Annotated in this window: 9 protein-coding genes and 1 rRNA gene; 5 read left to right on the top strand and 5 right to left on the bottom strand. The window is 56.4% G+C overall.

Annotated features, from left to right (window positions below):
• The 4 genes from rrf to LC093_RS18465 all read left to right on the top strand — a co-directional run.
• Positions 1-107 (top strand): 5S ribosomal RNA (gene rrf / locus LC093_RS18450); the annotation flags it as partial.
• A 938-nt stretch (positions 108-1,045) separates the two neighbouring features.
• Entirely contained in the window at positions 1,046-1,822 is a 777-nt protein-coding gene (locus LC093_RS18455) for a ferredoxin--NADP reductase (RefSeq protein ID WP_226668349.1), read from the top strand.
• 457 nt (positions 1,823-2,279) lie between these two features.
• Complete coding sequence (locus LC093_RS18460; protein WP_226668352.1) at positions 2,280-2,921, top strand: YqiJ family protein; 642 nt, start codon at positions 2,280-2,282, stop codon at positions 2,919-2,921.
• 31 nt (positions 2,922-2,952) lie between these two features.
• Positions 2,953-4,647, top strand: a complete 1,695-nt coding sequence (locus tag LC093_RS18465) for a flotillin family protein (protein ID WP_226668354.1) — start codon at positions 2,953-2,955, stop codon at positions 4,645-4,647.
• Positions 4,648-4,733: 86 nt separating this feature from the next.
• On the opposite strand, the gene LC093_RS18470 is transcribed toward LC093_RS18465, so the two are convergent.
• The 5 genes from LC093_RS18470 to LC093_RS18490 all read right to left on the bottom strand — a co-directional run bounded on the left by LC093_RS18470 (position 4,734) and on the right by LC093_RS18490 (position 13,570).
• Entirely contained in the window at positions 4,734-6,299 is a 1,566-nt protein-coding gene (locus LC093_RS18470) for a tryptophan halogenase family protein (RefSeq protein WP_226668358.1), read from the bottom strand.
• Positions 6,300-6,429: 130 nt separating this feature from the next.
• On the bottom strand, positions 6,430-8,784 hold the full coding sequence (locus LC093_RS18475) for a TonB-dependent receptor (protein WP_226668360.1): 2,355 nt from the start codon (positions 8,782-8,784) through the stop codon (positions 6,430-6,432).
• Positions 8,785-9,079: 295 nt separating this feature from the next.
• Entirely contained in the window at positions 9,080-10,096 is a 1,017-nt protein-coding gene (locus LC093_RS18480; protein ID WP_226668363.1) for a FecR family protein, read from the bottom strand.
• Positions 10,096-10,644, bottom strand: a complete 549-nt coding sequence (locus LC093_RS18485) for an RNA polymerase sigma factor (protein ID WP_226668366.1) — start codon at positions 10,642-10,644, stop codon at positions 10,096-10,098. The genes LC093_RS18480 and LC093_RS18485 overlap by 1 nt, the downstream gene beginning before the upstream one ends.
• A gap of 211 nt (positions 10,645-10,855) precedes the next feature.
• Positions 10,856-13,570, bottom strand: a complete 2,715-nt coding sequence (locus tag LC093_RS18490) for a TonB-dependent receptor (protein WP_226668368.1) — start codon at positions 13,568-13,570, stop codon at positions 10,856-10,858.
• A gap of 358 nt (positions 13,571-13,928) precedes the next feature.
• Here LC093_RS18490 and hppD point away from each other — a divergent pair, with 358 nt between their 5' ends.
• Entirely contained in the window at positions 13,929-15,023 is a 1,095-nt protein-coding gene (hppD, locus tag LC093_RS18495) for a 4-hydroxyphenylpyruvate dioxygenase (protein WP_226668372.1), read from the top strand.
• Positions 15,024-15,045 lie beyond the last annotated feature (22 nt).

A 15,045-nucleotide genomic window follows, 5' to 3' on the forward strand; every position in this document is an offset into this window, starting at 1 on the left:
AATAGAGTTGTGGAACCACCTGATCCCTTGCCGAACTCAGAAGTGAAACGCAACATCGCCGATGGTAGTGTGGGGCTTCCCCATGTGAGAGTAGGTCATCGTCAGGCATCTAAATAAAAAAAAGGCCACCCGTTTGGGTGGCCTTTTTTTTATTTGGGATACGATGAATTACTGCCACTACCTCGCAGCGCAACAGCGCTGCCATGTGAAAGCCCATGCTCCGAAGGAGCAAAGGCTAGGGCGCCGAAGGCGTCGCAACGCGATGGCGAGCACCGCTCGCCACCCACTGTAGGTCATCGTTCTAGCCACTTAGCACCAGGCCCGAACGAACATACGACAGTACGCTCTATTTAGCGCTCTCCTCCAAACACTATCCACAGACCTATTACCGAACTAACCAAGCTACTCGCCTGAAAGCAGCCTCCTACATACAATCCACATAAAGTGTGATTAATTCCGCCGGGGCTGCTCCCCGTGTAACAATCCCCGGGCAGACGAAAAGCGACGCTTTTTTAACCGCTTCACAAACGCTAACTACCACGCCACTCAGGGCTAATATCCCGAACTTATCCCCAGATCTGTCCAATGTTTCTGTGAGTAAACCATCTGTGGATAAATGTAAAAAAGTCCGAAAAATCAGCCTTTAGTACTAACTGCTTGTGGCAGGTTAAATACTCTGGTCGTGAAGACATTATTTTTATCCACTTCTGAAGATGTACGGCGCTGCCAAAAATACAGGTGTATTTTCGATCACATCAAAAAATCCCAGTAGTCAGTGGTATCCGAAGAAATACCCATAAGTTATCCACAAAGCTATCCATAAAATCTGTGGGTAAGAGTAAGGATCCACTCTGGAGTGGTATAGGGAGAAGGCTTGACCGATGGGCGTATGAGGTGAAAGCTTCCCTGTAAAGCTAGTGGAATCGGGGTGCACTCATAATCTATCAGATAGATAAGCAATATCTAAATATCCCGTTTTCCCAATACTTAATGTGAGGCTAAAATTCTTCCACCAAATAGGTTGGGAATAAGCGGTTCTATTGTTATGTCGAATTTAAATAAAGAGACAGTGTTGGAAGTACACCATTGGAACGACACTCTGTTTAGTTTCAAGACCAGCCGCGACCCGGGTTTCCGCTTTGAAAATGGCCATTTTACAATGATTGGTCTGGAACAGGAGGGTGGTCGTCCGTTGCTGCGCGCCTACTCCATTGCCAGTGCGAACTACGAAGATGAGCTGGAATTTTTCAGCATCAAAGTTCCGGACGGTCCGCTGACATCCCAGCTGCAAAAGATAAAGCCGGGTGACGAAATTTTTGTCAGCCGTAAACCGACCGGCACGCTCGTGGCTGATCACCTGTTGCCTGGCAAGCGTCTGTGGTTACTTTCCACGGGTACCGGGCTTGCGCCGTTCATGAGTATTATCAAGGATCCCACGGTATATGAGCGTTTTGACCAGGTGATTCTGACCCACGGTGTCCGATTCAAGTCAGAACTGGCCTACCAGGAATACATAGAGAAAGAGCTACCGGAACATGAGTACTTTGGGGAGATGGTCAGGGAGGGGCTGCTGTACTATCCAACCGTCACCCGCGAACCCTACCGCAACAATGGCCGTCTGACTGACTTAATGTTGTCCGGCAAGATCTTCAGCGACCTGGAATTGCCTCAGCCAAATGTCGAAGAAGACCGGTTTATGCTGTGTGGCTCACCAGCCATGCTGAAAGATCTAACCAAAATTCTGGATGAGTGGGGCTTTAAAGAAACGCGTGCCGGCGTACCCCATGAATACGTGATCGAGCGTGCTTTCGTGGAAAAGTAGTTGCGAGAAACGCCGATACAGATTCCGCGGCGTATCACTCCTGCGACCGGTTGCCCAGCTACGGCAACTGATAACAGGGTATTGGAGTCGGTGCTTGAAGGGTTGTGCGACGGATTGCGCATGGAAAGAAAGTGATTTCTCGAATTTGAAGTATCGACTCCAATACCCTGTTATCTGAGCCTCCAGTTTTGTTGCGAAAACCACCTAGCGGTGGTTTTTTTATGTCTGTACAAAATTCAAACATGGATCAGCATTGTAATCAGCGGTAATTGACCAGGTATGTTTGTACTGTGTAATTTGTAGGTTTAGTCACCCGCCAGCCCGTTGAGAGACTCGAGAGTCATAATAAAAACATGCACGCAGCATTACACCCGCAAGGTTTCCGCCAGTTCGGGCCTATCCCACGAACCGGGGAAAAGCCCCTTCGCGCATTCTGTTTATCTCAAGGAGCCGAGTGATGATGTTCCTATTGCAAGATAGCAACCAGCTGTTTACTGGCGCATTGATACTGATGTTGTTGATCGCGGTGCTTGAGGGCGTTATGACGCTGATCGGTGTTGGTTTGTCAGACTTTCTCGACAACCTGTTGCCTGACTTCGACTTGAATACAGACGTACCCGATACCGGACTTAGCGGTGGCCTGACGAAGCTGCTCGGCTGGTTGCGATTTGGCGAGATCCCGGCATTGATTCTACTGGTTGCCTTTCTGGTTACCTTCGGTGTTGCTGGCCTGCTGTTCCAGATGTTTGCGGAGGCCTTCTTCGGTAGTTTACTGCCGTCCGGGTTGATCGCTATTCCAGTATTTTTCGTCACGCTGCCGCTAGTTCGGGTATTGGGCAATATCATGCGAAAATTTGCTGTCGGGGATGAAACGGAAGCGATCGGTCGCGATACCTTTGTCGGCCGCATGGCAACGATTACGCTGGGCGAGGCAACTACGGGCTCGCCTGCCGAAGCACGTTTTAGCGATGAGTTTGGTACAACCCATTACGTGATGGTCGAACCGTACGATGAGGGTGAAAAATATTCACAGGGACAGCAGGTAGTACTGGTAGAAGAGTATGGTGCCAGTTTTAGGGTCATCGCATCCGCATCCTGAATATCGATAAAAAGTAACGGAGTAAAAATAAGTGATTCAAAATCTATCCAGTATCGCGATTATGGCCGGAGCTGTTCTGGTTGCACTGATCGCCATAGGCACTATCTTCGCTCGCCTCTATACCCGCGCATCCAAGGAACGCTCTTTCGTTCGCACAGGTATGGGCGGCCAGAAAGTGATAATGAATGGCGGTGCGTTGGTGCTTCCGGTTCTGCACGAAATTATTCCAGTCAATATGAACACTTTGCGCCTTGCTGTATCCCGCAAGGAGCACCAGGCACTGATTACCAAAGACCGTATGCGTGTAGACGTGTTGGCGGAGTTTTATCTTCGGGTCAAACCGGATAACGACGCCATTGCCAACGCGGCGCAAACACTCGGTATCCGGACGCTCGATCCCGAAGCGCTCAAGGAAATGATCGAAGGTAAATTTGTCGATGCGCTGCGCTCGGTAGCAGCAGAAATGGAAATGGCCGAATTGCACGAGCAGCGCAGCCAGTTCGTTCAGAAAGTTCAGCAGGTGGTTTCTGAAGACTTGCTGAAGAATGGTCTGGAACTCGAGTCCGTGTCCCTGACTGGCCTCGACCAGACCCACAAGGAGTTCTTCAACCAGGACAACGTATTCGATGCCGAAGGTCTTGCCAGCATGACCCGCTCTATCGAAGCCCGTCGCAAAGAAGTCAACGATGTTGAACAGGAAACTCGTGTACAGATCGAGACCAAAAACCTGGAGGCAGAGCGCCAGCGTCTGGAGATCGAAAAAGAGAAACGTTACGCGCACCTCGAACAGCAGCGAGAACTAGAAAATCGAGAAGCAGCACAGAAAGCAGATATTGCTCGTGAGCAGGCAGCTCAGGAACGCGCTGCACGCCAGGCGGAAATTGAGGCCGGGCGTGAAGTAGACCAGGCCCGAATTGGCGCAGAACAGGCCACCCGCCTGCTTGAGATTGAAAAAGAAAAACGCCTGCTGGAGCAGGAAATCGAACGTGAGAGGGTGCTTGAAGAGCAGCGAATCTCCAAGCAAAAATCGCTCGAAATTGCCGAGCAGGAAAGGGCTATTGCCGTCGCCGAAAAATCCAAGGAACAGTCTTTGGCCGATCAGCAGGCGAATATCGCACGCGCAGAAGCGGTAAAAGCAGAAGAGCAGGTGCGCACGGCAAAAGATGTTGAAGTTGCCGAGCGAGACAAACGTATCGAAATCATCGAAGCGCAGAAAGAAGCCGAGCGCCAGGCTACTTCGATCAAAGTGGCCGCTGAAGCAGAAAAAGCAGCTGCTGAAGATAAAGCCGAAGCGTTGCGGCTGCAGGCTTCTGCCGAAGCGGAAGCAGTGCGTATCAAGGTTGAGGCGGACCGCGAGAAGTACGCTGTGGATGCGGAAGGCCAGCGCCTGATGAATGAGGCGATGAACAGTCTGAGCGACGCACAAATTGCACTCAAGCGGGTGCTCAGCCTGCATGCGAGCCTGCCGAACATTGTGCGGGAGAGTGTGCGCCCGCTGGAAAAAATCGAGGGTATGAAGATTATATCCGTTGAAGGTCTGAGCGGCATCGAAGGGCGTGCAAGCGGTGGAATTCTTGGCGGTGACGGCGATGCCCAGGGGCAGAGCCTGCCGGAAGCACTGGTCGGCAGTGCACTTAAGCACCGTGCGATGGCACCTTTGGTGGATTCCCTGTTGAAAGAAGCCGGTGTCGGCGAGTTCTCGAAAATAACCGAAGCTGAATCCTGACCGAATTAGTTGCCGGGGCGGTAATTGCGCTCCGGCAACCCTCTGGTTACCGACCTTTTTCCACTCGGATTACCGGCTTACAGATCTCAAACTGTTGCGTTTAGCGTCGGCGGATTTACCTCCGGTAAATCCATGCTGTGCTTATCAGCGCGACAATGCTGCTCAATAAATTGATCGTGAGAGGGCATTGCCTCGGCGCCACTGCGCAGTAACCTGCGCATCTCATGCAGCATACCCATCACTTTTTCTGCGGGTCTGCCATCAACCACTGGATCATTGCCTTGGGGGATAACACCTTGTCCCATCATCACGGCGAGCCAGCTGGCACGCTTGAACAGATCTTCATCCCGCTCAAAAATACGGGCACGATTGCGAAACAGCGCCAACCGCTGGGAGAGCGTTTCGGGAATCGGCATATCACGGCAATGCTGCCAGAGCGGTTCCTGGCGACTGTTTACGTGGTAATGCAGCACCAGAAAGTCCCGGATGTATTCATATTCAGTGGCTGTCTGCTGATTAAACTCGGTGATATCGGCGCTACTGAATTCGTGCCCGGGGAACAGCATTAGCAGGCGCGAAATACCGGTTTGCACCAGATGAATGGCGGTGGACTCCAACGGTTCCATAAAGCCGGCTGCCAGTCCCAGTGCGACGCAGTTGCGGTGCCAGAACGCCTGTCGTCGGCCGGTAGTGAATTTTAGGAGCTTCGGATCCGCAAGCGCCTTGCCCTCCAGGCCCTCGAGTAGTTTTGACACGGCTTCGTCGTCTGACAGGTAGTCACTGCTGTAGACCAGTCCATTGCCGGTACGATGTTGCAGCGGGATATTCCACTGCCAGCCGCCGACATTGGCCGTGGAGCGTGTATATGGCTTTGTCGAAGCTATGTTTTCGGAGGGCACTGCCACAGCGCGATTGGCCGGCAAGTAGTGGGACCAGTCATGGTAGGGCACATTTAGCGCGCCGCCGATCAGCAGTCCAGCAAATCCGCTGCAATCAACAAACAGGTCACCGCTGATCGCTTGTCCCGATTCAAGGGTAAGTGCGCGAATAAAGCCATCGCTTTCACGCAAGGCGACATCTACTACCCGTCCTTCAATTCGTCGCACACCGAGGTTTTCTGCATAGCCCCTTAAATATCGCGCGTACAAGGTCGCATCGAAGTGGTATGCATACCCGAGGGTGGAGAGTATCGAATTTGGATCCTGGCTTGCGGGCAAAAAGCGATTGCGTTCGGCTGCCAGCGTACAAAGGGAGTAATCGGACAGCGGTCCGCAGTCAGCCAATTTGCTGCCGCGCAGCCAGTACTGATGAAATGGCACTGAATCAAATTCGCGACCGTATTGGCCGAAGGGGTGAAAATACCGGCTATCGGCACTGCCCCAACCGCGAAACTCGATACCGAGTTTAAATGTTGCCTGGGTCGCGCGAATGAAATCTACTTCATTAATGCCGAGCATCTTGTGAAATGCGTGGATGGTGGGGATCGTGGCTTCCCCAACACCCACGGTGCCAATAGCCTCGGATTCAACCAGTGTAATCTCATAGTCACGGGTGCCGAGCACCCGGGCAAGCGCTGCTGCGGCAGTCCAGCCCGCGGTGCCACCTCCAGCGATGACGATATGACGAATATTGTTACCACGTTGCTCTGCCATGGCCTTATACCTTTCCGTACTGTTCAGTAAGCGGGTCTGAATTGTTGTCCGTCTAAAGCAAAAAGGGGTTCAGCCGCGAACGGCTGAACCCAGGTCGTCGAGGTGACGACAGGACGAGATGAGGCAAAACTCAGAATCGGTAAGCGAAGCGCAGGCCCGCTTCACGCGACGGTGCCCAGGTATATGCGGTGTTTTCTCCGCCGATGAAAATCTCCTGTTTGATCGCTTCGTTGGTCAGGTTGTTACCATAAAGCTCCGCGGTCCAGTCATCATCGGCGCTGACATAGGTCAGGCTCGCGTCAAACTTCGCGAAGGCTGGTTGTACATCGAAATCCTTCTCGCCTGGATCCGCAGGCCCGTAAGTGCCAGCCGGGCGGTCGCCGCGGTTTTCGTAGGTCAGGTAGGTGTCATCCTGGTACACCATGCGCAACCGGGGTGTAAGTACCGCACCGCTCGCCATCGGGAAGTCGTGCTTGTATGCGATGTTCAGGGTCATATCGGGTGCGTTTGGCAGGGTGTTGCCGGCAAAATCCCAGAGATCGTTGTCGCAGGTGGACCCCGCGCCGCTGCCGAGCGCGCAGTTATTCCAGTTGAGGCCTGCGTCGCTGTTGAAGTTGGACTCCTGGCCGTTGTACTCATCGTAAGTGGCATCCAGCAGCGAGCCGGTTACGCTGAGCACTCCGTTTTCTGTCACCGCATAGTTCATGGTGAACTCCAGTCCCTGGATCGTGGCGGAACCGGCATTGGTTTTGGTCAGGCGCGATTCACTGGTCACCGGGTCGATCACCGCAGAGGTTACCTGCATGTCGGTGTAGTCCATGCGGAACAGGTTGGCATTGAGAGTCATGCGGTTGTCGAACAGGCTCGACTTCACGCCCAGCTCCAGGCTGTTGTTCTCTTCCGGTTGCTGCACCAGCGCACTGTTACCCGCTATATCCGGGTTTTCATTGGTGTTGGTTGCGCTGGCATTCTGCCCGTCTTGCAGTACGCCGGACTTCCAGCCGGTGGCGTAAGACAGGTACACCATCACGTCCTCGCTGAAATCTTTCTCCAAACGTGCCAGATACGTGGTGTTGCTCCAGTCGTCCTTCATGTCATTGATCTGGCGGTAGTAGCAGCCCTGTCCGCCGTCGGCGACGATATCGCCCTGGCTGTCGAAGTCGATATCAATCGGCTCCGGGCCATGGGCATAGGTACAGTCGATACTGCGGCCGCCCTGGTCTTGCCGTGAGTCTTCGGTATAACGCAGGCCTAGGGTCGCACGCAGGTCGTCAGCCAGATCGTAAGTTCCCTGGGCATAGGCGCTGGTGGATTCTGTGGTGCGCTTGGGCTGTTGGAATGATGACAGGGTTACGGCCTGGTCCTGTGGGGTAAAGCCCCAGCTACCGTGCAGCATGTCGAAGCGGATGTCGTTTTCCTCTTCGAATGCATACAGCCCGGCGGTCCAGCGGAAGCGCTTGTCGTCGCCATTTTTCAGCTGCAATTCGTGCGAGCTGGCTTCGTGGCCTGACGACACCGTATTGCGAGTATCGCCCTGATACTGGTTGCCGTACATCTGGCTCTGGGACATATCGGTAAAACCGCCGATATAGCTCAGCATCAGGTTGTCGGCGAAGGTGTAGTCCAGGCGTGTGCGAATCGTATCGGACTCGAGGTCGATATTGCCCGCCGCGGTGGCGTCGTTGACGCGATGATCAAAGTCTTCGCTGGGCACATCGCCGGTGCCCTGGTTGGCAAAGTATTCGTAGGAAAAAAACCATTCGAGGTTGTCGTTCGGTGTGAACATCGAGCTGGCGCGGAAGGACGACAGATCCTTGGTGCCGTAATTATCGGCGCCGGAAAATTCGTTTCCTGAGGCAAATTTGGTTTCACCATCCTGCTGGTCGGTAACACCAGCAAAACGTAGTGCCCATTGTTCGTTTACCGGGGTATTGAGCATAAAGCGCACTTCACGGCGATTACGCTCGCCGAGGGTTGCGCTGATGTTGCCGGCAAAATCTGCGCTGGGTTTCGCGGTAACCAGGGAAACCGCACCGGCGGTGGAGTTACGTCCAAACAGGGTGCCCTGTGGACCGCGCAGTACTTCGACACGCTCCATATCGTACATCAGTGCGGTAGCGCCCTGGGCCCGTGCTGAGAAAATACCGTCGGTATAGAAGGCTACGCCACCATCGCCCGCTTCCGTCTGGTCGATGGTGCCCTGACCACGAATAAAAATCAGTGGCACACCGTGATCGCCATTGGAGCGAATCTGCAAACTGGGCGCCATACCGCGCAGGTCAAAGATATTCGTTACGTGGTTTTCAACCAGGGTATTTTCGTCAAAGGCAGAAATCGCCAGTGGCGTATCCTGCAGGTTGGTGGTGCGCTTGGTTGCGGTTACCGTGACTTCTTCAAGTTCATAGGCCAGTGCGCCACCAGCCTGGAGGGCGACGGTCGAAGCGATGATCGCCGCCAGTTTATTGTTCCGGAATCCCATGCTCATTCTTGCTCTCTCCGTTTTCGCTTTAATGAGCGCGCTTTTTATCGGTGCCTTATTTGCGCGCGTTCTTGAAACGGATGGCCAATGAGAAACGTCTCCCCCGAGATGAAAATATTTTTACGGTTTGGTTGCGGATATTTTATGGGGAGGGTTAATTAGTCTCTATTCGACGTAATAGCTGGGCTTTTCATGCAAAAAATTGCATGTGAATTATCGGGGCGTGGAGGACGACATGAAAAAATGTAGGTGTGAAAAGTTGATAGCCGATGAGGAGCCGGCCTGGGGCCGGCAAAAAAAATCACTTGGGTGAGGACTTTGGCCAGATCACTACGCGGTCGTTACTCTCGCGATACACGCTGACGGGCAGCGATTCTTCCAGCATGGAAACGACGGTTTCAGCCTGTTCCACGGAAAAAGAGGTGGTTACGCGCAGCTCGGCGAGCTCCGGTGTCCCCAGCAGGATCTTGCCGTTGCGATAACGATTGATGTCCGCGACCACTTCCGACAAGGATGTGTCGCGATAGATGAGCTTGCCGCGACGCCAGCTGGCCAGCTCTTCTACAGTGATGGACTCGATGGCGCCAGTGCCGCTGGCATTAACGCGCACCTGTTGGCCCGCTGTCAGCCGAACTTTGTTTCGTGTGTTGTCTGTGCGGGGGTCCTTCGATCGGTTGGCTACATCGACGATGCCCTCTTCTACGGATACCTCGACACCACCGGCTGCTCGGTGCACATCAAACCGTGTGCCCACTACGCGCACGCTGGCCTGCTCTGCAATTACATAGAAGGGCCTTGCCGGGTTTTTCACCACACTGAAAAAGGCCTGGCCGCGCAATAGGGTGACATCACGGCGGGATTCACTGAATGCGGTCTCGATGCGGGAGTCGCCGGCCAGGGTCACTTCACTGCCGTCGGGCAACGTAATGGTGCGCGTCTCGGCCACTGTGGTCGCGTAGGTTTCAGGCGTGGCTGTATCCTCGCGCGGGGCAACGAAGACTGTTGCGACCGCCAGAATCAGTACGAATGACATGGCCATTGCCGGCGCTGGTGCAAGCAGCCTGCGCAGCAGGTTGTGCAATCGGGTTTGTGCGTTATGAGACGGTGCGCGCAGGCGCGCGCCCTCGGCGGAAGCGGCAACTGTCCGCAGGCCGATGTCGATCTGCTCCAGCTGGTGAAAGCTGTGCTGGTGTGCCGGTTCGGACAGCCATTGGGCGAACGCTGCCGCCTCAGCGGCATTGAGTGTCCGTTCGTGTCGCAGCATGAACCACTCACGCGCCTGTTCCTCGATCCGTTTCTGTTTGCGCCCGTGCGCCATTACCACTCTCCACCATTTGCGCGCAGCTCGGCCTGGCAGGCGGCCAGCGCTTTCGCTACGTGTTTTTTTACAACGGTTTCCGAAAGGCCTTCCCGCCTCGCGATTTCCGCATAAGACAGGCCGTCGACCCGGTTCATTAACAGCAATCTGCGGCGCTTCTGCGGCATGCCCCACAGGGCACGGCTGATTAGCCCCAGCAGCTGGCGCCCCGCGTTCACTCGCTCGGGACTGGCGTTATCGATTTCCCGCTCCGGATCCTGCTGGACCACCTGCGCGAAATTCTTGCGCACCTGGTTGCGGCGCAGCAGGTCGATCGAGGCGTTGTTAACCGCGCGGTACAGAAACGCGCGTACATTTTCCACTTCAGAAGACTCGAATACCGGCGCAAAGCGGGTAAACGCCGCCTGCACCACATCTTCTGCCTCGACTGTGCTCAGGTTGTACTTGTTGGCCGCATAGCGGCACAACTCCTGATGATACTCGCGGTAGTGGTCGCCAAGGGCCTTTTTGCTATTGGCGGCCGGAGGGCCAGCCCATGCTTGCAACATGAAGTTTGTTCACCATTTCTCGTCTCCGGGCTCCCGGCACGGCCGCTTTTATGGTTGGCGGCTTCGGGGAACTGCCCGCATCGCTGATGGCCGTGGCGCTGCCGGTGCAAAATCGCGGGGCAGGGCGTTACGGCTACTTTTTATTCTCTCCGGTGTGTGACGCAGCATCGCGCGCAATCGTCCCCCCCCTTTGAAGAAAGAAGTTTGCGGGTCAGTCGAACCGCAGTTCCAGGTGCAGCCCGACAGTGCGTGGGGCGGCGAGATAGTATTCAGGCTGCGCGAGATCTGGCGTCTGTACGTCATAGCGCACCACTTCATCGGTGAGGTTTTCGCCGTAGAGCTCCAGCCACCAGTTGCTGGCTGTGGGCTCGAACCTGGCGGCGGCATTCCAACGCCAGTAGGCCGGTTGCAGGTCGATATCCCGTGCCGCCCCCTGTGGGTCGCGCACCCACTGCCCGCTGCGATTATCCAGCAACTGACCGCTGCGGTTGCCGCGGTTGGCCTCGTCGAAATAGACCTGGTCGGAATAGCGCAGGCCGAGGCGTGACGTCAGCTGGCCGAGGCTGGCGAGGGCCACACCATGACTGTACTCGAGCCCGAAGCTCAGCTTTGGGGCCTGCTTGAGCTGGTTGCCGCTGAAGTCCATCAGGTCTGGTGTTTCGGGGGCGTTTGCACTGGGGTTCCAGGTCTGGCCATAGCGCGGGAAATCGTTGTCCACACCGAGGAAGCGGTCATAGCGCGCATCCAGCAGCGAGAAGAAGCCACTAATGCGGCCGTTCAGGCTGGTAGCCCAGTTCAGTTCCAGTTCCAGCCCGCGAATGGTGGCCGCGGCGGCATTAGTGCTGTGTACGCGCTCGAAACCGAGGTCGTCGACCGTCACCCCGGACACCTGTAGATCCCGGTAGCGGGTATTGAACAGGGCGCCGTTGAGCGTCATGGCCTCCTCGAGAAAACCGAGCTTGAAGCCCAGCTCGATGTTGGCGCTGGTCTCCGGCTCTACATAAGCGCGCTTGAGCGGATCGTCGCTGCTATTGGCACTGATCAATTCCGCCAGCGCCGCCTGAAATGCCGGATCGTCCGCGCCACTGTAGACGCCGGCCAGGCTCCCGCCGTCCTCCACGATACCGGGCTTGAAGCCCTCCGCATATAACAGGTACAGCAAGGCCTGGGGTTGTGGTTGGTAAGAGACCCGGGCCATATAGGTGGTGCTGTCCCAGGTGCGGGACACGTCGTTGTAGTTGCTGACAAAGCACTGGCCGTCGGCAGCCGATTCACGATTGACCGCCACTGTGCCCAGGTCACCACCGCGGTCGGCACTGATCAGGTCGGGGCAGCCGATATTGCGCCCGCCGTGATCATAGCGCTGGTCGCGTCCGCTCCTGGCGCCGGCGGAGAGCAGCCAGTTGCGGGGCAGGTCCAGGTCCAGCTGGCCATACCAGGCACTCAGGCGTGAGCCGCGGTCCGGCTGCTGGAAGCTGTGTGACGGCGCGCCGCCCCAGCCACTGCCGTCGCTGGTCTGGTGCTCAAGATCGAAGCGAATATCGTTGCGTTCGCTGAAGTCGAAATAGGCCAGTAACCAGCGCAGGGACTGGTCATCATCGCTCTTGAGCTGGATCTCGTGCTGGCGCGATTTATGATCGGCCCAGACCGTTCGGTTGCTCTGGTGGTACTGCGCCGGATCCGTTTCGCTGCCGAGGGCGCCGCTGCGGTCACCATCCCACTCCTGGCTGCGATGGATGCGACTGAAGCCGGCGATGTAGGTAAGGCCGATACCGTTTTCGAGCAACCACTCCAGCCGGCTGCGGTAGGTGTCCTGCGCCAGGTCTGTTGCCCCGGGTGTGTCGAGCGATACCGGGGTGTCGTAGTCCACGACCGGCAGGCTGCCAGCGCCGCGGTCTTCGAAGCGCTCGTAGCTCGACCACCAGTTGATACCATCGCTGATCTGCCAGCTGGAGCCAAGGCGGTAACTCAGCAGATCGGTATTGTTGTAGCGCCGGCCGGTATTGGTGGATACAGAGCCGTCGGCCGGCCTGGTATAGCCGTCGGCGGTTTCAGAGGCTCCGGCCCAGCGCAGTGCCCAGTTGTCCGTGACAGGCAGGTTGATCACGCCGGTGAGCTTTTGCCGGTGGTCAGTACCCAGGGTGACACCGATACGTGAAAGCGCGGCATCTTCCGGCCGCGCGGTGTGGTAGTTGATCACCCCGGCGGTGGAGTTGCGCCCGAACAGCGTGCCCTGTGGGCCGCGCAGCACCTCGACGCGGTCCAGGTCGTACAACATGACGGCAGAGCCCTGGCTGCGGCTGTTATAGATACCGTCCACATGGATCACCACCCCGGAATCCCCGGCCTCGGTGTAGTTGCTGGTACCGATGCCGCGCAGGTACAACATGGAAGCGGTGTGGTCACCATTGCGGGTGATCTCGAGACTGGGTACCTGCTCGGCCAGCTGGTGCAGACCGTCCACCTGGCGATTGCGCAGCAGCTCACTGCCCAGTGCCGTCACTGCCATGGGGGTGTCCTGGAGGTTGGTGCGGCGCTTGCTGGCCACAACCACCACCTCGTCGAGATAGGGGCGTTCACTCGCTGTAGCGGGCGGGATTTCGGCGGCACCGCGTGGCGGCGGGGCAGGCAATATCACCAGGCCCTGCTCATCTACCTGGCGGAAAGTCAGCCCGCTGTCTTGCAGCAGGTACTCAAGTGCGACGCGTGCCGCCATCTCGCCCTGCAAGTGTGGCGAATCTCCGGATATCTCCACCTTAGAGGAAATCAGTACCGCGAGGCCGGATTGCCGTGAAAACGCCAGCAGTGACTGTGCCAGAGGCGCCGGGGGGATATCGAAATCGGAAAGGGTGGAAAGTGCCGGTGTCTGCGCCGTTTCCGCCACGAGCGGAGGTGCGGCACTGGCAAGCAGAAATACCGTGAACAAAAGGGCACACCTTGACCTTGCAGTTAGAGCAGGCATGGGCATTTCGCATCGCTGTTGGCGGTCCGGAAGGACCGAAATTCGGTCAGCCGCCAGGAAGTTTTATAGTTTTATTAGCGCTCAAAAATACACCCCCTGGCGCCGTCAATGCAACTGACCCCGGGTACCCCACTCTATATTGGTGCCTGCGCGGGGTAGTGTGTCGGGCCCCCTGTATATGACTGGAAGTCACCATCTGGTTTCGTAATTTCTCAGTCCTTGACATTAGTTACACGTGCAACTAAGTTCGTTGCACCTGAAACTAACTAGTCCGACACCGCCGTGTACCCGCGGCGCAATGAGATAATTAATGGAGGACCGCATGGCCGATTTATTTGAAAACCCGATGGGCCTGGATGGCTTTGAATTCGTAGAGTTCACCGCGCCGGAGAAGGGCATTCTGGAAACCGTTTTCGAGGCCATGGGCTTCACCAAGGTGGCCCGTCACCGCACCAAAGACGTCGAACTGTGGCGTCAGGGCGATATCAATTTCATCACCAACTACGAGCCGGGCAGCCATGCCGACTACTACGCGCGTGAGCACGGCCCGTCTGCCTGTGGCCTGGCCTTCCGCGTGAAAGACGCGACCCTGGCGTATAACAGTGCCCTCGAGAAGGGTGCACAGCCGGTAGAAGTGGAAACCGGCCCGATGGAACTGCGCCTGCCGGCGATCAAGGGCATCGGTGGTGCCACCCTGTACCTGATCGACCGCTACAAAGAAGGCGAAACCATTTACGACATCGACTTCCACTGGCTGGAAGGTGTCGACAAGCACCCGCAAGGTTGTGGTTTCCACACCCTCGATCACCTGACCCACAACGTGTATCGCGGCCGCATGGACTATTGGGCCAAGTACTACGAAGACCTGTTCAACTTCCGTGAGATCCGTTACTTCGACATCAAGGGCGAGTACACCGGCCTGCTGTCCAAGGCCATGACTGCGCCGGATGGCAAGATCCGCATCCCGCTGAACGAAGAGGCAGCCGGTGGCGGCGGCCAGATCGAAGAGTTCCTGATGAAGTACAACGGCGAAGGCATCCAGCATATCGCGTTTGCCTGTGACGACCTCGTCGCCTGCTGGGATCGCCTGAAGGCACAGGGCATGCAGTTCATGACCCCGCCGCCGGAAACCTATTACGAGATGCTGGAAGAGCGCCTGCCGGGCCACGGTGAGCCCACCGCTGAGCTGAAATCCCGCGGCATCCTGCTGGACGGCACCACCGAAGGCGGCCAGCCGCGCCTGCTGCTGCAGATCTTCTCTGCCAACATGCTCGGCCCGGTGTTCTTCGAGTTTATCCAGCGCAAGGAAGACGAAGGCTTCGGTGAGGGCAACTTCAAGGCACTGTTCGAGTCCATCGAGCGCGACCAGCTGCAGCGCGGTGTGATTGGCGATAAAGGCAAAGAAGACGCAGCCTGATCGGCCGTCTGGAAAAGAGTAC

It is taken from the genome of Microbulbifer aggregans, assembly GCF_020524005.1.
Taxonomy (GTDB): Bacteria; Pseudomonadota; Gammaproteobacteria; order Pseudomonadales; family Cellvibrionaceae; genus Microbulbifer; species Microbulbifer aggregans_A.